The organism is Streptosporangium roseum DSM 43021, assembly GCF_000024865.1.
GTDB classification, from domain to species: Bacteria; Actinomycetota; Actinomycetes; order Streptosporangiales; family Streptosporangiaceae; genus Streptosporangium; species Streptosporangium roseum.
On record NC_013595.1, the window covers coordinates 9,715,312 to 9,739,721 of the forward strand.

At 71.3% G+C, this 24,410-nt stretch carries 15 protein-coding genes and 1 pseudogene; 7 read left to right on the forward strand and 9 right to left on the reverse strand.

Annotated elements, in window-relative coordinates:
• Positions 1–15: 15 nt before the first annotated feature.
• Positions 16–1,674 carry an alpha-amylase family protein gene (locus SROS_RS42525; protein ID WP_012895170.1) on the reverse strand — a complete coding sequence of 553 codons (1,659 nt, stop codon included), beginning with the start codon at positions 1,672–1,674 and terminating at the stop codon, positions 16–18.
• A gap of 120 nt (positions 1,675–1,794) precedes the next feature.
• Here SROS_RS42525 and SROS_RS42530 point away from each other — a divergent pair, with 120 nt between their 5' ends.
• Together SROS_RS42530 and secD are read left to right on the forward strand one after the other, a co-directional pair.
• Entirely contained in the window at positions 1,795–2,166 is a 372-nt protein-coding gene (locus SROS_RS42530) for a hypothetical protein (RefSeq protein ID WP_012895171.1), read from the forward strand.
• Positions 2,167–2,245: 79 nt separating this feature from the next.
• On the forward strand, positions 2,246–4,516 hold the full coding sequence (secD, locus tag SROS_RS42535; RefSeq protein WP_012895172.1) for a protein translocase subunit SecD: 2,271 nt from the start codon (positions 2,246–2,248) through the stop codon (positions 4,514–4,516).
• 236 nt (positions 4,517–4,752) lie between these two features.
• On the opposite strand, the gene SROS_RS52505 is transcribed toward secD, so the two are convergent.
• Positions 4,753–4,893, reverse strand: a complete 141-nt coding sequence (locus tag SROS_RS52505; RefSeq protein WP_218919774.1) for a hypothetical protein — start codon at positions 4,891–4,893, stop codon at positions 4,753–4,755.
• A gap of 1,666 nt (positions 4,894–6,559) precedes the next feature.
• On the opposite strand from SROS_RS52505, the gene SROS_RS42545 reads away from it, so the two are divergent.
• On the forward strand, positions 6,560–6,760 hold the full coding sequence (locus tag SROS_RS42545) for an EF-hand domain-containing protein (protein WP_031168267.1): 201 nt from the start codon (positions 6,560–6,562) through the stop codon (positions 6,758–6,760).
• Between the two features lie 225 nt (positions 6,761–6,985).
• The gene (locus SROS_RS42550; RefSeq protein ID WP_245564487.1) at positions 6,986–8,131 is read left to right on the forward strand and encodes a PucR family transcriptional regulator; all 1,146 of its coding nucleotides are present in this window, start codon (positions 6,986–6,988) and stop codon (positions 8,129–8,131) included.
• Here SROS_RS42550 and ccrA read toward each other — a convergent pair.
• Together ccrA and SROS_RS42560 are read right to left on the reverse strand one after the other, a co-directional pair.
• On the reverse strand, positions 8,112–9,422 hold the full coding sequence (gene ccrA, locus SROS_RS42555; protein ID WP_012895175.1) for a crotonyl-CoA carboxylase/reductase: 1,311 nt from the start codon (positions 9,420–9,422) through the stop codon (positions 8,112–8,114). The two genes, SROS_RS42550 and ccrA, sit on opposite strands and share 20 nt — an antisense overlap.
• Entirely contained in the window at positions 9,419–15,748 is a 6,330-nt protein-coding gene (locus SROS_RS42560) for a type I polyketide synthase (protein WP_043658144.1), read from the reverse strand. The genes ccrA and SROS_RS42560 overlap by 4 nt, the downstream gene beginning before the upstream one ends.
• Before the next feature lie 260 nt (positions 15,749–16,008).
• Between SROS_RS42560 and SROS_RS42565 the strand changes: the two genes are divergently transcribed.
• Positions 16,009–17,130 (forward strand): alpha/beta hydrolase, encoded by a 1,122-nt coding sequence (locus SROS_RS42565; protein ID WP_012895177.1) that lies wholly within the window; start codon positions 16,009–16,011, stop codon positions 17,128–17,130.
• A 143-nt stretch (positions 17,131–17,273) separates the two neighbouring features.
• On the opposite strand, the gene SROS_RS42570 is transcribed toward SROS_RS42565, so the two are convergent.
• The 4 genes and pseudogenes from SROS_RS42570 to SROS_RS50495 form a co-directional block, all read right to left on the reverse strand.
• Positions 17,274–17,843, reverse strand: a complete 570-nt coding sequence (locus SROS_RS42570; protein WP_052317156.1) for a L,D-transpeptidase family protein — start codon at positions 17,841–17,843, stop codon at positions 17,274–17,276.
• 292 nt (positions 17,844–18,135) lie between these two features.
• Positions 18,136–19,251, reverse strand: a complete 1,116-nt coding sequence (locus SROS_RS42575) for an FAD-dependent oxidoreductase (RefSeq protein WP_012895179.1) — start codon at positions 19,249–19,251, stop codon at positions 18,136–18,138.
• Positions 19,252–19,801: 550 nt separating this feature from the next.
• Entirely contained in the window at positions 19,802–21,151 is a 1,350-nt protein-coding gene (locus SROS_RS42580; RefSeq protein WP_012895180.1) for a hypothetical protein, read from the reverse strand.
• A gap of 321 nt (positions 21,152–21,472) precedes the next feature.
• Positions 21,473–21,694: pseudogene (locus SROS_RS50495) on the reverse strand (hypothetical protein); the annotation flags it as partial.
• Positions 21,695–21,745: 51 nt separating this feature from the next.
• Between SROS_RS50495 and SROS_RS48420 the strand changes: the two are divergent.
• Entirely contained in the window at positions 21,746–22,936 is a 1,191-nt protein-coding gene (locus SROS_RS48420) for a tetratricopeptide repeat protein (protein ID WP_081453354.1), read from the forward strand.
• Positions 22,937–22,976: 40 nt separating this feature from the next.
• Positions 22,977–23,846 (forward strand): hypothetical protein, encoded by an 870-nt coding sequence (locus SROS_RS50500; protein ID WP_012895183.1) that lies wholly within the window; start codon positions 22,977–22,979, stop codon positions 23,844–23,846.
• Positions 23,847–24,066: 220 nt separating this feature from the next.
• On the opposite strand, the gene SROS_RS42595 is transcribed toward SROS_RS50500, so the two are convergent.
• Complete coding sequence (locus SROS_RS42595) at positions 24,067–24,273, reverse strand: hypothetical protein (RefSeq protein ID WP_043654115.1); 207 nt, start codon at positions 24,271–24,273, stop codon at positions 24,067–24,069.
• Positions 24,274–24,410: the final 137 nt, after the last annotated feature.

A 24,410-nucleotide genomic window follows, 5' to 3' on the forward strand; every position in this document is an offset into this window, starting at 1 on the left:
CGTCCCGCTCAGGAACTAGTGGCTCTTGGCCGAGCTGTTCCCCAGGGGCGCGTCGGGGACGGCCGCGCGCAGCCAGCGGGTGCCGTACGGCTCAAGGGCGAACTTCACCCGGCCGTCGGAGGGCAGATCGAGGGTGCCGTCCACCAGCAGGTCGGTCAGCACCTCGCAGTGGTCGAGATCGCGCAGCACGAGCTCCACCTCCGCCTCCCGATCGGCGAAGTTGTGGACGGCGATCACGGTGCCGCCCTCGGCATCGGCCCGGTGGGCCAGTACGGCCTCGTCCCCGGCGTCCAGCACCTCGTACCGGCCCCAGGCGAGCTCCGGCGACTCCCGGTAGCGCTCGACCAGCATGGTGATCCATTTGAGCATCGAGTCGGGGTCGCGGCGCTGGTCGTCCACGTTGACGTGCCGCGGGCCGTACTCACCTTCAGGGGTCGGCACGGCGGTCTTCGGGTCGGGTGAGAAGCCGCCGGAGCGGGACCACTGCATCGGGATCCGGACCGCCATCCGTCCCTCGGCCTCAAGGTTCTCACCGAGACCGATCTCCTCTCCGTAGAAGAGCACCGGCGTGCCCGGCAGGGAGAACAGGACGCTGTAGGCCAACTTGAGACGGCGCTGGTCTCCGCCGAGCATCGGGGGCAGGCGGCGGCGCAGGCCCCGGTCGTAGACCTGCATGTCCTTGTCCGGGCCGAAAGCGTCGAAGACCTCGTGCTTCTCGGCTTCGGTGAGCTTGTCCAGGGTCAGCTCGTCGTGGTTGCGGACGAAGGTGGCCCAGTGGGAGTCGTCGGGCGGGGCGGGGCGCTCGCGGAGGGACTCGGCGAGCGCCTGCGGGTTCTGCCGGGCCATCGACAGGTGGAACCGCTGCATGCCGATGAAGTCGAAGCACATGGTGACCTGGTCGCCGTTGCCGTCGCCGAAGTACTCCATCAGGTCCGGATAGGGCAGGTTGACCTCGCCCAGCAGGATCGAGGTGCCGTCGCGGCGGTTCATGAAGGCGCGCAGGTCGGCGAGGAACTCGTGCGGATCGGGGCCGATGCCCTCGATCAGGAACGGCACCGCGTCCACCCGGAAGCCGGACAGCCCCAACTCCATCCAGAATCCGAGGACGCGCGCGATCTCGTCGCGGACCTCGGGGTTCGCCACGTTCAGGTCGGGCTGGAAGCGGTAGAAGCTGTGCAGGTAGTACTGGCCCGTCTTCTCGTCCAGTTCCCAGATGCTGTCCTCCTTGTCAGGGAAGACGAGGTCCTTGGGGTCGACGGGGTCGGGGTCGTCCTTCCAGATGTACCAGTCCCGCTTGGCGGAGTCCCGGCTGGAGCGCGCCTCCTTGAACCAGGGGTGCTCGTCGGAGGTGTGGTTGACCACCAAGTCGGCGATCACCCGGATGCCCCGGTCCCTGGCGGTGCGCATGAACTCCACGAAGTCGCCGAGGGTGCCCAGCCGGGGGTCGACGGAGTAGAAGTCGGTGATGTCGTAGCCGTCGTCACGGTTGGGCGTCGGGAAGAACGGCATCAGCCAGATGCAGGTCACCCCGAGCCGGTCCAGGTGGTCGATCTGCTGGGTGAGCCCGCGGAAGTCCCCGATGCCGTCGCCGTTGCCGTCCTTGTAGGTCTCGACGTCCAGGCAGTAGACAACCGCGTTCTTCCACCACAGGTCAGCTGTGTAGGTCAGTCGCATGCCGACGCCCTACCCGCGCACGGGCCGTTTACCGGCAGACGGGCGCCTGCCGTGTCATGCCGGCATATGCCGCACCCGTGCCGGAAGGGCTACGGTGGGACCGGACCCCTGGAGGAGAACATGCGGCAGTCGAGGCGCGGCGCGTCCTTCGGCTGGCTGCTCGCCCTCCTCCTCCCGCTGCTCGTCTCCGGCGGCCTCAACGCGGGCGGCGCCACCGCCCTCCTGGGACACACGGCCGTCGCCGCCGTCACCGGGGAGCATCAGCCCCTGTCCCGCCAGGTTCACGTCGGCGGAGAGCAGCACGCCTTCACCGGGGGTTCCGTCGGGACCGGCACCGGGGGCGGTCACCCGTCCGCGGCCAGGCCGCCGGACGACCGGCACCTGTCCCTCACCCCGGGCTTCGACTCGCGTCCGGCCGGTGACGACGACCCACGCCCGCTCGCGGCCCTGCTGGTCAGGCCCGGCCGGGCGCCCCCCTCCACAGGCGTCTGAAGCACCTCGCAGCGGCCCCCAGGCCGCTACGGGTGCTTCGCCGTACCCGGAAAACTTTCCCCAGCCTGTGGAGGCTTCCATGTCGCGTGCCCCCGTGGTGCGCGCGGTGACGGCGTTCGCCGTCATCGCCCTCTCCCTGTTCATCGCGTTGACAATGACGCCGCGCCTCGGTCTCGACCTGCGCGGCGGCACCCAGATCGTCCTGGAGACGAGGGATTCCCCGACCGTCAAGGCCGACGCCGAGGCCACCGACCGCACCCTTGAGGTGCTGCGCCGCCGGGCCGACGCCCTGGGCGTGGCGGACGCGCCGCTGGCCCGCTCCGGCGAGCGGCGCATCATCGTGGAACTGCCCGGCCTGCAGGACCCGACCAAGGCCGCCGAGGTCATCGGCAAGACCGCCCAGCTCACCTTCCACCCCGTCATCGCCCTGGCGGACGCGACGACCAAGCCGAAGGAGGGAGAGCAGATCATCCCCGACGAGGACGGCGTCAAGCTGCTCGTCGGCCCGGCCCGGCTCACCGGCGACGGGGTCGAGGACGCCCAGGCCGGGACCGATCCCCAGCAGGGCAGCGGCTGGTACGTCACCGTGGACCTGCGTGACGGGGGCCGCAAGGCGTGGGCCGGGCTGACCGGCGAGGCCGCGTGCAACCCGGCGGGCGACCCGAAACGGCGGGTCGCCATCGTGCTCGACTCCAAGGTCGTCGTCTCGCCCCAGGTCAACGAGGGCGTGGCCTGCAACGTGGGCCTGCCTGGCAGCTCCACCCAGATCACCGGCTCCTTCACCGCCGAGGAGGCCGGAGACCTGGCCGCGCTGATCAAGGGCGGCTCGCTGCCGGTCCCCGTCGAGATCATCGAGCAGCGGACCGTCGGCCCGACGCTCGGCGCGGCCGCGATCGCCTCCAGCGCCCAGGCGGCCGTCATCGGCGTGCTGCTCACCGCGCTGTTCATCGTGGTGATCTACCGGCTGGTGGGGTTCCTCGCCACCATCGCCCTGGCCTGCTACGCGCTCATCTCCTACGCGGCGCTGGTGGCGCTCGGCGCCACGCTCACCCTGCCGGGTCTGGCGGGCTTCGTGCTCGCGATCGGCATGGCGGTGGACGCCAACGTGCTGGTCTTCGAGCGCGCCCGGGAGGAGTACGCCGTCGGGCCGAGGCTCCGGCCCGCGCTGGAGAAGGGCTTCCGTAACGCCTGGAGCGCGGTGGCCGACTCCAACATCACCACCCTGCTCGCGGCGGGGCTGCTGTTCTTCCTGGCCTCGGGCCCGGTGCGCGGCTTCGGCGTCACGTTGAGCATCGGCGTGATCGCCTCGCTGGTCACCGCGATGGTCATCACCCGGGTGCTGGCCGAGTGGGCGGTGACGAGGCGGCCGGTGGCGCGGCGGCCGGCGCTGACCGGCCTGGCCGACATCGGGCGCGTCCGGACCTGGCTGAACGCGCGCAAGCCCGGCCTGATGCGCCACCGTACGGTGTACTTCGTGGTCACCGGCGTTCTGGTGGTCGTGGCGGTGGCCGGGGTGGCGGTGCGGGGGGTGAACTTCGGGGTGGAGTTCACCGGCGGCCGGCTGGTGGAGTACTCCACCAGCGTCCCGATCACCGCCGACGCCGCCCGCGAGCTGGTCGGCGAAGCCGGGTTCCCGAACGCGGTGGTGCAGGCATCGGACGCGGACATCTCCGTACGGACCGGCCAGATCGGCGCCGCCGACCTGGCGAGGATCGAGGCGGCGCTGGAGAGCGGTGCCGGGCAGATCACCAAGGAGCGCGACGAGCTCATCGGCCCGAGCCTCGGTGACGAGCTGCGCCGCAACGCGCTGATCGCGCTGGCCGTCGCGCTCGCCGCGCAGCTCGTCTACCTGGCCTTCCGCTTCCGCTGGACGTTCGGGCTGGCGACGGTGCTGGCCCTGGTGGTGGACTCGGCCATCGTGGTCGGCGCGTTCGCGTGGCTGGGCAAGCCGGTGGACGGGGTCTTCCTGGCCGCGATGCTCACCGTGATCGGCTATTCGGTCAACGACAAGGTCGTGGTCTTCGACCGTGTCCGCGAGCTGTGGGGGATGCGGCCCAGGACTCCGTTCGCGGAGGTGGCCGAGACCGCGATCCTGCAGACCGTGCCCCGTACGGTGAACACCGGTCTGGGCGCGCTGTTCATCCTGGCCGCGCTGGCCGTGCTCGGCGGTGACTCGCTGACCGACTTCGCGGTGGCGCTGCTGATCGGCATCGTCGTCGGCACGCTGTCATCGGCGCTGGTCGCGGCGCCGCTGGCGATCGAGTTCGAGAAGCGTGGCTCCGCACCGCCGCCGCAGCCCCCGCGCAAGCGCGCTTCCAGGGTCCGCGAGGGATCGGGCGCCGTGGTCTGAGCCGGTCCGAAGGACTGGCCCTAAGGGCCTTAAGGGGCTTAGGGAATCGGGCGGAACCGAAAGGAAAGGTGCGGGCCGGTGATGGCCCGCACCTTTCCTGTTCCACATGCTGGACGCCTGTACTACCCGCGTCCCGATCAACCGCACCGACCGTCTCCCGGCCTTCGCGATCTCACCGGACTCACCGGACTCCGTCACCGGGCCGGTGAGGCCGGATCACCTCGCCCTGGCAGTGATCAGAAGCACCAGGTCACGCAGGCCGGAGCGGACTGGAAGGCCGAGAAGGAGTGGAAGGTGGGAATGGCGTGGAAGGTCGGGATGGGCCGGAGGGTCGGGAAGACCCCGACGACGACGGGCCGGCCTACCGGCACACGCACCACTTCTTCTGCTGCTTCGGTGGACGACCCGGGAGGACCCTGCGGCCCTTCCGGACCCTGCGGCCCCTCAGGACCCTCAGGACCCTGCGGACCTTCCGGACCCTGCGGCCCCTCAGGACCGGCAGGACCCTGCGGACCTTCCGGCCCAGTGGGGCCCTGCGGCCCCTCGAAACCTTCGGGGCCCTCAGGACCCTCGGGACCAGCGGGGCCTTCAGGACCGGCAGGACCCTCGGGACCAGCGGGGCCTTCAGGACCGGCAGGACCCTCCGGACCAGCGGGGCCTTCAGGACCAGCAGGACCCTCCGGACCAGCGGGGCCTTCAGGACCAGCGGGGCCTTCAGGACCAGCAGGACCCTCCGGACCAGCGGGGCCTTCAGGACCAGCAGGACCCTCAGGACCAGCAGGACCCTCCGGACCAGCAGGACCCTCCGGACCAGCAGGACCCTCAGGACCAGCAGGACCCTCCGGACCAGCAGGACCCTCAGGACCAGCAGGACCCTCCGGACCAGCAGGACCCTCAGGACCAGCAGGACCCTCCGGACCAGCAGGACCCTCAGGACCAGCAGGACCCTCAGGACCAGCAGGACCCTCAGGGCCTCGCGCTCCGGTCAGGCCGCGCGGACCGGCGGGACCTTCGGGTCCGGGCGGACCGGCGGGGCCTTCAGGTCCACGCGGGCCGGCGGGACCCGGCGGAACCGCACAGAGGGACTGCGGCAGATGGAGCCACTTGCACAGCGGGATGTAGCTCTGCCCAGCCGGGCCTGCGGTCGGCTTCGCGGGGCCGCCCTGGTTGAACTGCGGAATGGCGGGGGCGCGATTCTCCCAGAAACCGACGAGAGAGGTGCAGAGGGGATAGGAAGAACTCACTACAATGGGAAGTTCAACCGAATTGGCGCAGTAGGGGTTGTTTGTCTCTTGGTGGGCGTACACCTCGTTCGCCGGCCAGGCCGGCGCCACGCCGGCACCGGCCGGAGCAGGCATCTGAACGAGAACGGCCCCGGCGAGCGCGCCGCCGGCGAGGATGCGTTTCATAAGGGTAGACACACCGTCTTCTCTCTCCCGCTCCATCCACCGAAAACCCGGAGAGAATACTTTTGAACCGGCCCGGGACAACCGGAAACAATGCCCTTCGAATCCAGTTGATGCGCCTGACGAGAAACGCGCGTTTCTTTGCCGTCCGCCAATGCAAATCGTCAAATAAAAGCCAATACGCTTAGCACGTAAATAGCCGCATCAAACACCTTATGTTCGCGCAACACCGACACCGGATCCCGGCGCTTCCGGATCCGGGACCTTCACGGACCCGCCCCGGCAGAAGGCCCGTCCGGATCGTGCGGCGGAGGGCGTCCGGCAGGAGGTCACCCGGCGTCCGCGGGCCAGGCGGGACCGCTCCCGCCGGACGAGGCCGTCGCGGTGAAAGGCGGGGAGCCGGGCACCGCGGAGAGCGGTATTCCCCCCGGAAGATCCGCAGGAGGCGGGATTCCCGCGGAACGCGGAAGAAGGCGAGCGGAGTCCCGCCGGAAATGGGGGGCCGGCCGCGGCCGGCCCGGGATCGCACCGGCATCAGGGATACGCCTCCGGCGCCGAGGGCGCCCTCCTCGGAAGGGCGGCCTCCCGCTAGTGTGCTTGGCGTCTGATTCCCTGCTGCCGGAAGGCGGATGCGCTCGTGGCGGACGACTACGCGACGACTTTCAAGATTATCGACGTCGACGGTGACGGCCTGATCTCGGCCACCGAGATGACGCGGCTGATGGAGGTGCTCGGCCAGCCGATCACCCCCGAGGCAGCCGAGGCCGCCATCGCCAGGATCGACCTGGACGGCGACGGGCTGATCTCCCTGGAGGAGTTCGGCGGCTACCTCAAATAACCCGGCCCCTCCCGTCGGATGCCCCACATGTTGCATTTGAGACAAGAACAAGCGTTTGCTACTTGCTCAAAGTGTCAATGAGATCAGAATGTGAGGCGCACTCCGACGGGAGGGTCTATGACGATAAAAGAAGATTCCAGGCTCGTTGTCACTGGGTTCGGCGACCGGAAGAGAAGATCTCACGAGCTGTCCGACCAGCGGTTATGGAGATCGGCTCCGGCGGAAGTGGCCAGGCTGCTGAGACCGGGCCTGTCCGAGGTCGCCGATCAGGTGATCAAGGAAATCACGGTACGGATCCCCGAATACTCCCGGCCTTCCGACGAGATCTACATCAGGGCCATCCGGCTCGCCGTGGACGAGGCCCTTCGCCAGTTCGTCGACCGGATCGAGAACCCCAGCACGCCGTGGGAGCCCGACGTGTTCCGCACCATCGGGCGCGGCGAGGCCAACGAGGGCCGCAACCTCGACCCCCTGCAGACCGCGATGCGGCTGGGCGCCCGGGTGGCCTGGCGGCGGCTGACCGAGCAGTCCGAGCGTCTCGGCCTCACCCCGCAGCACCTCTACGACCTCGGCGAGGCCATCTTCGTCTATCTCGACCAGCTCGCCGACGCGGCCGCCGAGGGCTTCGACGAGGCCAGGGCCCGCGCGGCCGGAGAGATCGAGCGCCGCCGCCGCCGGCTGATGGACCTGCTGCTGAGCCAGCCGGCCGCCTCCCCCGACGCGATCGCCGACCTGGCCAAGACCGCCGGATGGCGGCTGCCCAAGACCGTGGCCGGGGTCGCCCTAGACGAGCACTCCCGGGGCTACCGCGCCCCCTCGCTCCCGCCGGACGTGCTGTCCGGCCTCGACCGGCCCGGTCCCTGCCTGATCGTCCCCGACCCCAACGGCCCCGGCCAGGCCCAGACCCTGGAGGCCGGGCTGCGCGGCTGGAAGGCGGCCGTCGGGCCCGCCGTACCGCTGGCCGCCGCCGCGACCTCGCTGCGCTGGGCCCGCGAGGCGCTGGACCTGCACCGGCGCGGTGTGCTCACCGAGGAGCGCGGCGTGCTCCGCTGTTCCGACCACATGGCCACTCTGATCGTGTTCAAGGACGAGGAGCTGGTCAGCGCCCTCACCGAGGTACGGCTGGCGCCCCTGGCCCACCTGCGTCCCAGCCAGCAGGACCGGCTGGCCGAGACGTTGCTGGCGTGGTTGCGGCACGGCCGGGGCGCCGGCGAGGTCGCCGCCCGGCTCCACGTGCACCCGCAGACCGTGCGCTACCGGCTGCGCCAGCTTGAGGAGCTCTACGGCGACCAGCTCAGCGACCCGGACATCCGGTTCGAGCTGGAGATCGTCCTGCGCGCCAGGCAGTCCGTCAGCTCCGGAACAGCCTGATCCGGTCCTCGCCGATGCGCTCCCTGAGCGCCCGGTCCTCGACGCCGAGATCCTCTGCGGGAGCCAGACCCAGCACGCCGACCTTGCCGACATGCTTGTTGAGCTGTACGGCACGGGCGGCGTCGCCGGTCTGGTCGAGGGGGTAGACCGTGGACAGGGTGGGCTGCAGCGTGCCCAGCGCGAGCAGCCGGTTGACCTCGTGGCATTCCTGGTAGTTCGCTCCGTGGGAGCCGACGATCCGCTTGAGCTTCATCCACAGGTGCCGGTTGTCGTACTCGTGGGCGTAGCCGCTGGACGATCCGCAGGTGACGACCGAGCCGCCACGCCGCGCGACGTAGACGGACGCCCCGAAGGTCTCCTTGCCGGTGTGCTCGAAGACGATGTGCGGGTCCTCCCCGACCTGGCGGCGGACCTCCGCGCCGAGCCTGCGCCAGGCCTTCTCGTCGTTGAGGTGCTCGAACTGCGAGCGGTCCACGACGTGCTCGCAGCCCATCCGGCGGAGCAGGGCGGCCTTCTCCTCGGAGCTGACCACGCCCACCGGGATGCCGCCGCCGTTCTTCACCAGCTGCACGGCGTACGCGCCGAGCCCGCCGGTCGCGCCCCAGATCAGCACCACGTCTCCCTGCTTCATCCGGGAGCCGCGCTCGCTGACCAGCATCCGGTAGGCGGTGGAGGCGCACAGCATGTTGCAGGCGGCCTCCTCCCAGGTCAGGTGCTTGGGCTTGGGCAGCAGCTGGGTGGCCCTGACCACCGCGAACTCGGCCAGCCCGCCGTAGTTGGTCTCGAACCCCCAGGCGCGCAGGTCGGCGCCGAGCATGGAGTCGGCGTGGGTGATCGGATCCTGCTCGTCCACGTAGGCGGGTGAGACGACGACCCTGTCGCCGATCTTCCAGTGCCGTACGGCGGCGCCCATCCGGACGATCACCCCGGAGGCGTCCGAGCCGAGCACGTGGAAGTTCTGGTCGTGGCGGGGATCCTCGCGCCCGAACCGCTCCAGGAACGCGAACGTGGGGATCGGCTCGAACATGGCCGTCCACACGGTGTTGAAGTTGATGGCGCTCGCCATGATCGCGACCAGCACCTCGTCCGGGGCGAGCTCCGGCATCGGCACGTCGTCCACGTGGATGGACTTGGTGATGTCCTTGTCGACGTCGTCGACGCCGTGCGGCCTCCGGCCGAACATGCCGACCTCGTTCTTGCGGGTGTGGGCGGCCCGGAAGGTCGTGGGGACCTCCAGGCGCGCGAGCTCCTCGGGATCGGCACCGTCGACGACGGCCTGTGCGAGTGTCATAGCTGGCCTCCAAGGTGAGCGGCGATGACTTCGACGTGGGGCGGGTCGAGCAGGTTGAGATGGTGCGACCCGGCGATGGTGACGATCTCCAGCTCCGGGCTGAACGGGCCGAATCCCCTTGTGGGGTCGTCGGTGTGGGCGTATCGGATGTCTTCCACCGCCCAGGGGGTCGGGTCCGTGGAGCGGTAGAGCACCACGCGGCCCTCGTAGGTCCCGGCCCGGTAACCCTCGATGGCCCGGGTGTCCTCGTGCGAGGTGATCTGGTGCCGGAGGATGGCCTCCCCCAGCAGGTCCAGCACCCCCGACTCGGCGACGCGCGTCTCCACCAGCGCGAGCTGGGCGGCCTCGCTCAGGCCCGCGAGCTCGTCGTGGGCCAGCCGGACGCGCACCCCGTAGGTCCGGGCGAGGTAGGCGGCGAAGTCCGCGTACCTCCTCGCCGCGATCTCCGCCCGCTCCGCCGCCGCCACCTCGTCCGGCAGACCTGAGTCGATCATCGCCACCAGCTCCACGTTCTCCGCGCCGAGCTGCCGCGCGATCTCGAACGCCAGGATCCCCCCGAAGGACCATCCCCCGACCCGGTACGGCCCCGCCGGCTGCACCTTCCTGATCTCGGCCACGTACCGGGCGGCCCGCTCGCTCACCCCCGCCTCCGCGCCGGCGGCCCCGACGTCGTCCAGCCGCTCCAGCCCGAACACCACCCGGTCCGCTCCCAGCGCACCCGCCAGCAGCGAGTACACCCCCGTGGTCCCCCCGGCCGGATGTCCCAGGAACAGCGGTACCTGCCCGCCTCCCTCCGGCACCGGCGCGCCGGTCGCCGGCGCCCCGCGCGGGGGCACGCCGGTCGGCGGCGCGGCGGGCGGGCCGGTCGGCGGCGCGGCGCGGCGGGCGGCCAGGTACGCGCGGGCCGCCGGGGTCAGCGGGCGGACGACGCCCCGGACGGCCTCCTCCTCGTCGATCTCCCGGAGCAGGTCGGCGACCCGGGCCCCGGTCAGCGTGCCCTCGGCGGACAGCTCCCGGCCGGCCTCCCGGCCGAGGACGTCCAGCACGACGGGCAGGGCGTCGGCCGGGATCTCCTCGGTGACCCCCGGCTCGCGCCCGAGGATCCGGGTGAGGGCCACGACGACCTGCCGTTCCGCCGCGTCCCTGGGCTCGACCGGGCGCGTCCCGCCGGTGGCGCCGTGGATGCCCAGCTCGGCGGCCACCGCCAGGGCGACGTCCCCGAGCGTCGCCCCCTGGAGCAGCAGGGCGGTGGGCACGGCCACCCCGAAGTCGTGCTCGATCATGCCGCGCACCCGGGTGGCCGCGAGCGAGTCGAGGCCCGCCTCGGTGAGCACCGTGCTCTCCCGGAGCCAGGCGACCTCGAATCCCAGCACGACGGCCGTCCGCTCCCTGACCTTGGCGACCACCGCCTCCAGGGCCTGGCCGGGCTCCATCGAGGCCAGGGCCCCGGCGCTCGCCCACTCGCCGCCACTCGCGACCGCACCCGCCAGATCCGCGAAGTACGGCATGCGCGCGATGCCGGGGAAGGCGGCGACCGCCGCCGCCGCGTCCAGCCGCAGCACGCCCGCGGCGGCCGTCCCCCGGGCCAGGAGCGCCTCCAGCGCCTCGACGCCTTCGCCCGGGGTGAGGGGCGAGACCGCGGGCAGCGCCGCCTGGCCCGCCCCGCCGACCTCGGCCCACGTGCCCCAGTTGATCGCCGTCCCGGGCAGCCCCTCGGCCCGGCGGAGGTCGCACAGCGCGTCCAGCCAGGCGTTCGCCCCGGCGTAGGCCGCCTGCCCCGGCGACCCGAGCAGTGCCGCCGCCGAGGAGAACGCCACCCACCAGTCGAGTCCGGCGTCCCTGGTCGCCTCGTGCAGCTCCAGGCCGCCGTGGACCTTGGCCGACCAGACCCGGTGCAGGTCCTCGGGGCCGACGTCGGTGACGAGGTGGTCGTCCAGCACGCCCGCCGCGTGCACCACCCCGCGCAGCGGCATCCCGCCGGCCGTGACCGCGTCGACCAGTCCCCTGGCCACCCCCGGCACGGCCAGGTCGCCGGTCACCACCTGGACGTCGGCACCCAGCGCCCGCAGTTCACCGATCGTCTCGGCCCCCTCGTCCGACGGCCCCGACCTGCCGCCGAGCACGATCCGGCCGGCCCCCCGCTCGGCCAGCCACCGGGCCACCACCAGCCCCAGCCCGCCGTACCCGCCGGTGATCAGGTAGCCCCCGCCTCGCCGTACCACCGGCGTGCGCTCCCCGGCGCGGCGCCGATCACCGTCGTCCGGGACCGCGGACAGGCGGGCGGTGTGGCGGACGCCGTCCCGCCAGGCCACCTCGTCGTCCGGCGCGTCGGCCGCCAGCTCGGCCAGGAGCGCGTCCGGGCCGTCCGCGTCGATCAGGCAGGCACGCAGCCCCGCCTGCTCGAAGGCGAGGACCCGGACGAGGCCGCGCAGCGCGGCGGCGCCGGGGTCGCCCGGCTCTCCCGCCAGTACGGCCTGGGCCCGGTGGGTGACGAGCCGCAGGCGCGCCCCGGTCCCGGCGAGGTCGCGGACGATCCGGGTGACGGCGAGGAACAGGGTCTCGGCTCCGGCCGGGTTCAGGCCGCCGGGGACCAGCACCACGACCTCGTCGACCGCCGGAAGGGCGGGCGGAGGGGCGGGCGGGTCCGCGACCGGCCCGGCCTGCGGGGGCGCGGAGCGCTGGGCGGGGACCAGGGAGGGCATCGGCCCGGCGGCGGCCACGCCGGGCAGGTCGAGATGGTGGACGTCGTGCCCGGCGGCGGCGAGGCCGGAGGCGAGACGCCCGGCCCGCGGATCCCCCTTACCGGCCACGATGAGCCAGCCGCGGACCGGGCGTGGACCGGACCCCTTCCCCGCCGGCGGGGCCTCGACACCTGGCGTCCGCTCCCACACGCGGGCCACGAGCTTGCCCGCCAGCGGAACCGGTACGGCGGTGGCCGGGATGTCCCTGGTCAGCAGGCCGGCCGGGATGCCGTCAGCGCCCAGCCGCCCGATCTCCACCGGCACCCCCGAGGGGTCCCGCAGCCGCTCGGCCAGTTCGGCGGGGCTGGGGACGGCCTCCGCCGGGGACGGGCCGGACGCGACGGTCGCGGTGCCGTACCGGATCCAGACGCCGGCGGCGTTCTTGGCGTCGATCTCGACCTCGCCGGACGGGGTGAGGGTGGTGGTGATCGTGGCGGGCAGGGGCAGCAGCGCGTCCAGGGTGACGTCGGTCAGCTCGGCCCGGCCCCGGATCTCGGCGGCCGCCGCCTGGGCGAGGGCCGCCACCGCGGCGAGCGGCAGGACCGGCAGGCCGTGCAGCCGCCAGACCGAGGGGTCCAGGCGCCAGGGGGCGTCGGAGAGGTCGTCGACGGTCGTGGTCCACACGTGCCCGGCGGGGCTCTCGACGTGCACGCCGAGCAGCGGGTGGCTGCCGGGCGGGAGGGCGGTGCGCCGGGGGGCGGAGAACCAGTGGCGCCCGTGCCGCCAGGGCGAGGGGGGAAGGTCGACGAGCCGGCCGGAGGAGGACGTGACCAGCGAGGGCATGGCGATCACGGTGGCGGCGAGCTGGGGGTACAGCTCCTCGTCGTGCCCCCTGCGGAGGGAGTGGGTGATCACCGTGCCCGCGGGGAGGGAGTCGCGCAGCGCCGCCGCCAGGACCGGATGCGGGCTGATCTCGGTGAACACGGTGTGGCCGTCCTCGGCGGCGGCCTGGAGGGCGGTGAGCAGGCGCACCGGACGGCGGACCCCGGCGGCCCAGTAGGCGGGTTCGAAGGTGGGGACCTCGCGGGGGTCGTCGAACACGGTCGAGTAGAACGGGATCTCGGGCTTGCCTCCGGCGATGGCGGCCAGCGCCTCGCGGAGCTTCGGCAGGAGCGGCTTGACCTGGGGCGAGTGCCCGGCGCCCTCGGCGGTCAGCACCCGGGCGAGCAGGCCCCGCGCCTCGACCTCGGCGGCGAAGGCCTCGACCCGGCCGGGGTCGCCGGTGACGACGCACTGCCTCGGCGAGGAGTGGACGGCGACGTGCAGATCCCCGGGGACCTCGTCCGCGGCCACCTCCAGCACCGCCATCGCCCCGCCGCCGCCCAGCGTCCCGAGCAGCGCGGCCCGGCGGCAGATCACCCGGACCGCGTCCCGCAGCCCGATGCCGCCCGCGACCACGGCCGCCGCGACCTCCCCCATCGAGTGCCCGACGACCGCCGCGGGCCGCACCCCGTGCGACCTCCAGAGCTCGGCCAGCGCCACCTGCACCGCGAAGATCACCGGCTGCACCGTGGCCACGCCCTCGGCCGCCGGCCCTCCGGCGACGATCTCCCGCAGCCCGATGCCCGCCTCGTCGCCGAACATCGGGTCCAGCTCGTCGATCATCGCGGCGAACACCGGTTCCTCGCCGTAGAGCCGGGCCCCCATCCCCGCCCACTGCGAGCCGTAGCCGGAGAACACCCACACCGGCCCCCGCCCGCCGGTCACGGCCGCCCCGGTGACGCCCCCGCCCGCCTGTACGGCCCGCAGCCCGGCCAGCAGTTCCCCGCGGTCCCTCGCCACGACGGCGGCTCCGGCCCGCCCGCGCCCGGCCCGCCGGGCGAGCGTGTGGGCGACGTCCACGAGCGCGACGCTCTCCGGCGCGGCCGTGTCGGGCGCGGTGCTGGAATCGACCCAGTCCGCGAGCACCCGGGCATGGTCCCGGACCCGCTCGGCGGACACGTCCGTGAGCAGGAACACCTTCGCCCCCGCCCGGTCGCGCCCGGCCTCCCCGCCGTGCCGCTCGCCGTACCGCTCCGTGGACGGGCCGGCCGCGGCGGTGGAGGACGGGGGCGCGGGCACGGCGCTCTCCAGGACGACGTGGGCGTTGGTGCCGCCGAAACCGAAGGAGGAGACCCCCGCCCGGGGCAGGCCGTCCGGCCAGGGGGTGGGGGCGGTGACGACCTTGAGGCGGTCCCAGGGGATGTGCGGGTTGGGCCGCCGGAAATGGATGCTGGGCGGGATCACGCCGTGGTGGAGGGAGAGGACGGTCTTGATCAGGCCGGTGATCCCCGCCGCGGCCTCAAGGTGGCCGAGGTTGCTCTTGGCGGAGCCGATGAGCAGCGGCGTGGTACGGCCGCCGCAGAGCGCGGCGTCGATGGCGCGGGCCTCGATGGGGTCGCCGAGGAAGGTGCCGGTGCCGTGGGCCTCGATGTAGCCGGGGCCCTCCAGACCGGCGTAGGCCGTGCGGAGAAGCTCCTCCTGGGCTTCGGGGTTCGGCGCGACCAGCCCGTTCGAGCGGCCGTCCTGGTTCACCGCGGTGGCGCGGACGACGGCCAGGATCCGGTCGCCGTCACGCTGGGCGTCGGCCAGCCGCTTCAGCACGGCGACGCCGCACCCCTCGGCCCTGACCATCCCGTCCGCCGAGGCGTCGAAGCTCTTGCAGCGCCCGTCGGGTGCGGTCCCGCCGCCCTGGTCGAACGCCATCGTGATCACCGGGGAGAGCAGCAGGTTGACCCCCGCCGCGAGCGCCAGGTCGCTGTCGCCCGAGCGCAGGCTCCGGACGGCGAGATCCGTGGCGACCAGCGAGGAGGAGCAGGCGGTGTCCACCGACAGGCTCGGCCCGCGCAGGTCGAGCAGGTAGGACAGCCGGTTCGCGGCGATGCTGAATGCCGCCCCCGTCGCCGTCCAGGCGTCCACCTTCGCCGGGTCGGCGGTGGTGAGGTGGGCGTATTCGTTGCCGGAGATGCCGACGAACACCCCGGTACGGCTGCCGCGCAACGACCGGGGGGCGGCACCGGAGTGCTCCAGGGCCTCCCATGCCGTCTCCAGCAGCAGCCGCTGCTGCGGGTCCATGGTCTCGGCCTCGCCCGGGACGATCCCGAAGAAGTCGGCGTCGAACCCGGCCACGTCGTCCAGGAAACCGCCGTGCCGGGTGGTCGCGGCCAGTGCCTCGGCGGTGCGGGGGGATCCGTCGTCGAAGGCCGCCCAGCGGCCCTCCGGCACCTGGCCGACCGCGTCGCCGCCCGCCATGAGCAGCCGCCAGAAGTCCTCCGGGCCGTGCACGGACCCCGGGAGACGGCATCCGACGCCGATCACCGCGATCGGCTCGTCGGGGTCCGCCGTCCGGCCGGCGGCCGGGGCGGCGGCCGTACCGGCGGCGAGGCCCCGGGCGAGACGGTTGACCGTGGGGTACTCCCAGACCAGCGTGGGCCCCAGCTCCCGGCCCAGGAGGACCTCCAGCTCGCCGGCCACCGCGACCGCGTCCCGGGAGGACAGCCCGAACTCCTCCAGGGGGCGGTCGGGATCGACGTCCGCGAGGGGCAGACGGCAGCGGGTCGCGATCCGTTCCGTGAGAAAGCGGCGGATCTCGTCTTCGCCGAACATGTCCACGTGGCGACTCCCAAGAACACCCGAGGTGATCGGCAAACTTACAGAGACAAATCCGCATAAGGGAGCCCTGACAGACCACAATCCACCAGCGCGTTTTGTCACGAGCGTGATAACGGCCACCCTTTCCAGGGATTTGTTCGGGCAGCTCAAACCCCTCTCGCATTTCGTTGCGAACACTCATAGCCGGACCCCGATGACCAGGCTTAAGGTCGCCTGCCACGGCCCCTGTCTCCAGGCCGGGTGGAGGAAAGACGATGCGACCTGCTCGACGTGGCTTGCTGGTGCTGGCGACCGCTCTGCTCGTCGGGCTGCCGGCGACCGCGCACGCCGCCCCGGGCTCGCCGACCGGCAAGAGCCCGTCCGGCCCCTGGCCGGCCGCGCTGCCCGGCGGCGCGCGGGTGGTGAAGGAGCGCTGGTTCGGCCTGCGCATGGTCGACATCACGGTGTCGTCGCCCTCGGTCAACGCGATGCTGCCGGTCCGGCTGCTGGTCCCCCGGGGCTGGTCGAAGAAGGCCAAGCGCACCTGGCCGGTGCTCTACATGCTGCACGGCGGAGCCGACAACTACACCGCGTGGACCCGGATGACGGACATCGCGGCCATGACCGAGAACATGGACGCGATCATCGTGATGCCCGAGGCGGGCCGGGCGGGGAACTACACCGACTGGTACAACGGCGGCAAGGGCGGCGCGCCCGGCTGGGAGACCTTCCACACCTACGAGCTGCGCCGCCTGCTGGAGCGCGGCTACCGGGCCGGTGGCCGCCGGGCGGTCGCCGGCCTGTCCATGGGCGCCTACGGCGCGATGAAGTACGCCGCGCGGCACCCCGGGATGTTCCGCTTCGCCGGCTCCTACAGCGGCGTCATGTCCACCCGCCTGCCCGGCATCCCCGAGCTCATCATGAACGCGCAGGCGGCCGAGCGGGAGGACCCGAAGGCCATGTGGGGAGACCCGATCAGGAACCGGAACGTGTGGCGGGCCAACGACCCCGCTTACCTGGCCAAGAACCTGCGCGGGATGAGCCTCTACATCTCCAGCGGCACGACCAGCCGGCTCGGCGAGCTCGACCCGCCCGGGGCGCCGTGGAGCCCCGCCCATCTCAGCGAGCCGCTCTCCGCCTACACGGCCAGGGACCTGGTCGCCAAGCTCCGCTTCTACGGCGTCAAGCCCGTGCTGCACCTGTACAAGGACGGCACCCACACCTGGCCCTACTGGACCCGCGAGTTCAAGCGGTCCTTCCCGATGATCCTGTCGGCCCTCGGCCTGGAGGCCTCCTCGGAGGAGGCACCCCCGCCGCAGGAGGAGGACGAGGACCTCTGGGGCCTGCTCGAACACCGCTCCCCGATCACCGTCTCCGGCGACGGCGCCTCCCGTTAGGCACCGGGCCACACCCCGTCCCGGGCCCACCCGTCCCGGCCCGGCTCCCGGCCGGCTCCGTCACCGGCCGGTCCTGCTCCCGACCGGCCCGGCTCCCGGCCGACCCGGCTCTCGGCCGGTCCCGCTCCCGGTCGGCCCGCGTCCTACGCGGGCCGGCGGACGTAGACCTGGTGCCCTGTCTGGATCATGTCGAAAAGGGGCCGGGCGTTGTGGAGCGGGACGCGGATGCATCCGTGGGACGCGGGATGCCTCGGGACCCGCTCGGAGCCGTGGAAGCCGATGCCGCCGTTGAAGTACACGGTGTAGAACTGTTCGCCCAGGGGGCCGGTGGTCCATCCGGCGGTCCGCCACCAGGCGCGGAAGTCGCCGGTGGGGGTGACCGCGACCCCGCAGTGGCCGTTCTTGCAGTAGGGCTTGCCGGTACCGGTCGAGATGTGGGAGATCAGCGCGGGCTTGCCGTCCTTCCACGCCGTGAGCAGCTGGCGGCGCAGGTCGATCTCCACCCTCACGGACCCGCCGGAGGGCACCAGCGGCCTGACGCGCTCCGGGTGGGAGAGCGCCTGCCAGGTCGGCGGGTCGACCCGGTCGACGGCGGGCAGGCCGTTCGCCTTCTGGAAGGCCCATACGGCCATGCGCAGAGCGGGGCCGTACTCGGAGCCGGGAGGGCCCGCCTTGAATCCGAGCCGGTCGAGACGGCTCTGGACCTTCTCCACCAGGGCTCCCTCGTCGCCGGGGTGAAGGGTGGGGAACTGCGGTCGCGCGGGAACGCCCCCGGAACCGGATACGCGTCCGGAATGCGAGGTGTCACCCGGACGGGGGGCGCCGCCGGGATGCGGGGCGTCACCGGGATGCGGCGCCGGGTGTCCGGAATGGCGCTGCGACGCGATACCGGTATATGCGATATCGAAGGGCGTGCACGCGGTCAGCATGAGGGCCGCGTTCACCATCAGGAAACACCGGAAATTTCTTCTCATGGTCACGTCCATCCACTATCGGGAGAAATCATCAGAAGGAGTGGGAGTACTTGCGGTCCTCCACGGCTGAACGCACCAGGCCGACGGCCTCCTGTGCGCAGCCCCAGGAGAAGCTGAATCCAGCCCCGCCGTGCGCGAAATTGTAGATGATCTGACTTTCGTCATCCCATTCCAGGCAGACGTTCTCATTCCTGAATGGCCGCAACCCCACCCGGACCGGCTCATCGGGGTCCAATTCAGCGTTTCGCAGTGCGGGCATGAACGCCAGGCAGCGCTCATACATCTCCCGTACGGGCCCGTGGTTCTCCAGATTGATGTCCGTGCTCCACTCGTCCTTTTCCGCCAGCCCGCCGAGCACGAGGAGCCTCTGGTTGCGCGGCACGATGAAGACGATGTCCTGCTCGTCCCTGCCCTCGACGTGGGAGACGCAGTGGGCCTCGTCGATCCGGGGCCCGCGGACCCCGCCGTTGCGGACCCGCACCAGCGCGCCGCGCAGGGGATACATGCCGATGCCGCGGAGCTGGGCGGTGCCGAGGCCCGCGCAGCAGACGATCGCCTCGGCGTCGAAGCGGTCCAGCAGCTCCGCCCTCCGATCGGCGAGCAGCCCCTCGATCCGGTACCGCTTGACCCGCACCCCGTGGATTTTGACCTGCCGCATCAGCCACACCATGTACCGATCGGTGTCGATCATGGGTGCCATGTGGGAGTACGCGTCGACCACCCCGTAGTCGGGGCTGACGCCGTTGCGTTCGGCGAGCGACCGGTCCCGGACGAAACCGCGCACCTTCCCCGCGAGCTCCTGCATCTTGTGCAGGTCGTGCGGGCTCTCCTCGACGGGATGGCCGAAGTAGAAGTTCGACCTCCGCATGGCCACGCCGGGGACCTTGGCCCTGGCCAGCTCGTCGAACATCCTGTAGGAGGTGACGCACCAGTTCTTGGAGCGGGCGAGTGAGATCTGGTCGTGGTGGTAGCCGCACACCGCGGGCGGCCACTCCCACAGCGCGCCCGCGACGACCGAGACGATCTCGGGCGCGAATTTCTCCGCGACCACGGTGACGCGGAATCCCTCTCTGGCCAGACAGAGCGCAGTCGTCAATCCACTCACGCCGGCTCCGACGACAAGCACCTTCGGTGAATTCGCGCGCACTTAGGAACGCCTTCTCTCTGAGTCCATCCGGCTCGATCACTTTCCTGACATGGCCGACCGCGGGAGGTCGTCGCGACAGACGCTGAAACTCTCCCAGGGTAAATCTCGGCACCGGCGGAATCCGGGACGGAGGCGGACTCGGGCCAATATTGACGTGCTTTTAGCCGGTCCCCGGCGTTATCACGGTACGGCCGAGATCACCGGAGGCCGGATTGCCTACGTTGGGATTCAGGCGCGCCTATATGCCCCAGTGGGAACATTGGGGGCGGACAGGCGGCTCCGGCCATCCGAATAAACAGCGCGCAGTGCCGATGCATAGCGATATACATGAATTTCGCCATGCAAATCACATGGCCACGGAGCCCACGGCCGGAGCTCACCCGGCCGGGGCCCGCACAGTCGCAGCGCACGGCCGCGGACCCTACGACCCCGGCTCACAGCCGCGGGCCCTGCGACCCCAGCTCACGGCCAGGGCTCACACGGCCGAGGCCCGCACCCGGCGAGGCGCATTCCAGGGTGCGGGCCTCTCATCTCGGGACCGGGGGCCGGGTCAGGCGGTGGTGAGGTAGACCTGGCTGAAGTTCTCGGCGATCTTCTTGAGGTCGGCGGCCACGTCCACCTCGGGGGTGGTCGGGTTGTAGACGGCGGCCAGGCGGCGCTTGATCGGGTTGAGCTTCTTCAGCTCGTCCCAGGCGGTCAGCCGCTTCACCGTGCCCTGGGCGTCCTGGACGCGGGTCCAGAGGTTCACCTGCTGGGCGGCGCCGTCCATGACGGGGGTGGAGGCGCGGGTGGCGACCTGCTCGGGGGTCACCTGGCCGACCAGGCCGGTCTCCTCGGCGGCCACCTGGGCCAGGACGTCCCAGGAGCGGGCGCGGACCTGGATCCACTGGTTGCGCTGGGCCTTCTCGGCGTTGATCTTCCAGGTCTCGTAGCCGCCGTACAGCAGGCCGGTGTCCAGGGAGAGCTGGTCGACGCGGCCCGCGCTCAGCAGGGACTCGACCTTCTCCGGGACGACCAGCGGGTAGCGCTTGCGCATCTCGGTCTTGCAGGCCTCCTCCGCGCCGCAGGCGAGCTCGGGCACCACCGTGTGCGCGCCCAGCCGCTTTCCGGGGGCCGCCTGGCGCAGCGCCGCCGAGGCGGCCGTGACGAAGGCGGTGACCTCCTCGTCCGTCTTGAACGTCGTGTTGTAGCCGAGCTGCGAGGTGAAACGGATCCCGGCCACCTCCGGCCGCGCGGCCAGCGCGCCGATCCGCTTGACGGCCGCAGCGAAGCCCTCGGCGCCCGCCTTCCAGTCGTCGGCCAGCTCGGTGTCGAGCCAGACCCGGACCCCGGCGGCCTTGGCCGCGGTGACCGCCTGGCCGGCGGGGGTCTGCGCCGCCGCGGTCACGTCCTGGGCGGACGTGGTGAAGTTCTGCGTGGCCGTCGTCGTGGTGGGCGAGGCGGAGGGGGTGGCCGAGCCGCTCAGCTCGGACCGGCGCGGCGTGCCGTCGCCGCCTTCCCCGGTCCCGTCGACCGAACACTGCTGGCCGGCTTCGCACTCGGGGGCTCCGCCGTCCTCGGCGCCCTCGGGGTACGGGGAGTTCTCGTCGCCGCCGATCTCCTCGCCCTCCAGCGCCGGGCAGGAGCTGCCGGGGGCGGAGCAGTCGATGAACTGCCCGTCCGACGGGCTGGCGCCCTTGAGGTTGGCCCCGTCGTCGCTCAACCAGAACATCGCGACGCCCAGGGCCTCCTCCGGCTTGGCCAGCCAGTGGCACACGACGTACGCCGGGGTGTCGGCCCCCATCAGGTCGTTGCAGCTACGGGGGTCGTCCTGCGAGTAGGCGGCGACCGCGGGGGTCACGACACCGAGGACCGTGAGCATGGCGCCGACGGCGAGGGCCCGCCGCAGAGTGAATCGCATGTCCTGAAACTCCCCGGTAAAGCCAGCCAAAACGATTGCCTTGCACTCTACAGAGATCACCATTCGCCCAACAGCCCCTGACAGGAAACCGTCAGACTCCGGCCACATCATGTCCATCTCCGGCACCGTGAGGCGGGCGGCGCACCGGCCACGGATCAGGGGCCGACACTCTGGGGCAGGGTCGGGACGGCGATAGCGGGTGCAACAGGTGTGGTGCACGGAGCTCGGCAGAAGATTCGGGAGGCCGATCGGGGCGGGGGCACCTGTTCAGGCGCTCGCGGATCGCGCGGCGCTCGGCTGCTCGGCCCGGAACTCCTACCGTTTCGCGCGGGCGAGCAGGTGCTCGAACCGGTTGGCGTTCGGATGGCCGATGGGGTCGGACAGCTGCCAGGAGTTCCTGCGCGGCACCTCGCCGAGGAAGGCCCGGACCAGGTCGCCGAAGACGGCACGGGGCTCCGGCCGCTTGACCAGCGGGCACACGACCCGTTCGGTCAGGGGAGGTGAAATATGTCGATAAGCCACCCGGCGTATTCCACCGGTCACTGTTTGGCATCATCGCCTTGAAAAGCGAGCTATGCGGGTCGAAAATGAGGCGTGCGAGAAGGAGATACAGCGGACACGGACTCTTTATCGGGGCCATCACAAGAGCCCGAACAGGATGTCCGAATAGTCTATGAACAGGCGAGCGAATTACGGCGCCAGGGATTGTCCCAAGACGCGCTGACGCTCCTGGAAGGCATTCTCCGGCGCGACCCTGACCATGCCGCCGCGCGTTACGCGCTCGTCGTGTGCCTCACCGATCTTGGACGCGCCGCCGAGGCCGTTCCCCACCTGCGTCGCGTTCTGGACGCCGTGCCCGAGCATTACGAGGCGGCCTACCGTCTGGGGCGCATCCTGCAGGCCGCCGCCGACCCGGCGGGAGCCGCCGCCGCCTACCGGCGCGTCCTGGAGATCGCCGAGTATTCAGATGCGCGCACGAGACTGCGCCAGTGTGAGCAGTCGCCTTCAGGCGCAACTCCCGACGGCTCAGCGAACCCGGCCAACGCTTTCCCTTCCGGCGAGGAAGTCCCGCCGCCGCTGCGCGCACGGGTGGACGACCGTCGCGCCATCGACCGCGGCCGATTGATCGCCGGACTCCGCCTTCAGGCCAGATACCTCGCCCCCGCCATGCTGGGCAAGGCACTCCTCGCCACCGTGGCCGCGATCCCCCTGGTGATTGCGTACGCGGGCGGCGTCTCCGGTCCGCTCCTCGTCCTACTCGCCAGCGTCTTCTTTGCAGTACCGAAGGTGGCGGCAGCGCTGATCTTGTTTGCTGGAGCGGCCGGGATCGTGACCGGCTTCCTCGGCTCGCCCCTGCGCGTCTTCGACAACGGCAGAATCGACTTGAACTGGCCGGCGGCAGACTCCTTGATCCTCGCCGCCGGCACGACGGCCCTCCTGATCATCCTCATCCTCGGGATTCCGGCCGTTTTGCTGAACTCCCGGATCAACGGGTCAGACGTCTACGAATACGGCGTCGAGGTAAGAAGAGGGCTTATCAGGCGCACTGTCCAATTCATCTGGTATTACCAGATTGTTGAGTCGCCCAGCTATTTGCGTACCCTCGGCACCTACTTCACCCACACCGCATCGCTGGGGATTCGCTACAACGACAACGGGGCGTCATCCGTTACCTATATCGAAATGTCCGGTGTCGGCACGCCAGCGCGGGTCAAAGGGATCGGCCACTACCTCGAATCCCGCATCCCCGCCGAACGCCTGCCGATCCGAGGACCGTGGACATGACGTCCAGCCTCCTGCCTCAGACAAGAACGGAGTAGCGACGATGGCTTCGGGCCCTGACAAGCACCCGGAAACCGAACTCCAGCCCGCCGACCATCCCGGCAAGATGCCGCTGGGGCAGGAGCAGGCACCGCCCACCGCGTCGGAAACCGCGACCTTGCACCAATCGGCCGGGCATCACTCCTCACCCTTCACCGCGGCGGAATATCCGGCTGCCAACGACTTCCACAAGGCAGCAGGGGAACAGCCCAAGGCGCCGCACACGGCAACTGAAATCGGGACCCCGCACGGACCCGAACACCCCTCCGGGCCTGTCCCTCCGCACACCCAGGCGACCCAGGTGTCCGTCGACGCGGCCACCCCAACGCAGCCGGTCTCCGTCGACGCGGGCACTCATAGGGAGTGGCAGGCCATCAATCCGCACCACGCGCAACCCGGGCTGGACGGCGGCGCACCTGCCGATGCGGCGACTCGGCCAGGAATCGCGCAAAGCCCGTTGGACGAGGTCAACGATCAATACAGAATCGTCCCGGATCCGCCACAGGCGACCGGCTTTCCGGACCCGCCAAAGGCTGATCAGCCGGGTTCCAGCACCACACTCCCGCACAAGCCGACGCTCTCGACCGAGCATCGCGAAGACCTCCAGCCCGGGGACACCGACGGCGCGGGCGCATCGAATGGGGCTTCGACAGGATTGCTGCCGGGCACGGACTTCGGCGGACCCCATTTCGGCGGTGCCGGCACGTCACACGGCCACCTGCCGGGCACGGACTTCGGCGGCCAGAACTCCAGCGATCTTCCGGAGACGGCTCTCGCACTCGGCCTCGATCATGCTGGGGCGGGCACCAGCTTTGACATGGATCACGGCTTCACCCACCACGCGGACATGGGCCCGCCGCCAACCATCGTCTAGTTACTCAGCGACCCTCTTGCGATCATGACGAGGCACTGCCTTGTCATGATGGCGATGACACCTTGAGGCAGCGGTGCGAGCGGCAACGGCACCTTCACCGCCGGCCAGACCGGTTGTGCCGCACCACCTCCCGCGACGGGACAGGCCTTGAGCGCCTCGCGCACCGCCTACAGCCATTCGGGCGGCACCGGCAGCACCATCGCGACGTGGAACCCGCTGATCACCATCGCAGCCGCCCCGAGCATCGTGGCAGGCCAGTACACCACGCGAAGACGTCGACCAGCCGGTCACCACCGCCGCCCGCGATCTCCTCCTCCGAGTAGCCCGGCCGGCGGAACTTCGCGATGTTGTACGGCGTGGCCAGGTAGGGGTACAGGTGCTCACGCGCGATCGCACGGGCCTTGCCGGGATCGAACTCGAACAGCACCGGGTGCTCGCCCCCCAGGAACGCGTCGGGACCGACGATTCGGAGTATTTCGATACGAAAACGCGGACCATCCTGCCATCGGGCGTCTGCTGTCCCTTCTAGGTGAAGTCGGCGGAACGGGCACGCGCTGACCGGCA

What these genes read in the sequence shown, in the direction of transcription:
- SROS_RS42580 (WP_012895180.1), bottom strand. Translation starts at nt 21,151, where the DNA reads ATGCGATTCACTCTGCGGCGGGCCCTCGCCGTCGGCGCCATGCTCACG.
- SROS_RS42530 (WP_012895171.1), top strand. Translation starts at nt 1,795, where the DNA reads ATGCGGCAGTCGAGGCGCGGCGCGTCCTTCGGCTGGCTGCTCGCCCTC.
- secD (WP_012895172.1), top strand. Translation starts at nt 2,246, where the DNA reads ATGTCGCGTGCCCCCGTGGTGCGCGCGGTGACGGCGTTCGCCGTCATC.
- SROS_RS42560 (WP_043658144.1), bottom strand. Translation starts at nt 15,748, where the DNA reads ATGTTCGGCGAAGACGAGATCCGCCGCTTTCTCACGGAACGGATCGCG.
- SROS_RS42565 (WP_012895177.1), top strand. Translation starts at nt 16,009, where the DNA reads ATGCGACCTGCTCGACGTGGCTTGCTGGTGCTGGCGACCGCTCTGCTC.
- SROS_RS42525 (WP_012895170.1), bottom strand. Translation starts at nt 1,674, where the DNA reads ATGCGACTGACCTACACAGCTGACCTGTGGTGGAAGAACGCGGTTGTC.
- SROS_RS50500 (WP_012895183.1), top strand. Translation starts at nt 22,977, where the DNA reads ATGGCTTCGGGCCCTGACAAGCACCCGGAAACCGAACTCCAGCCCGCC.
- ccrA (WP_012895175.1), bottom strand. Translation starts at nt 9,422, where the DNA reads ATGACACTCGCACAGGCCGTCGTCGACGGTGCCGATCCCGAGGAGCTC.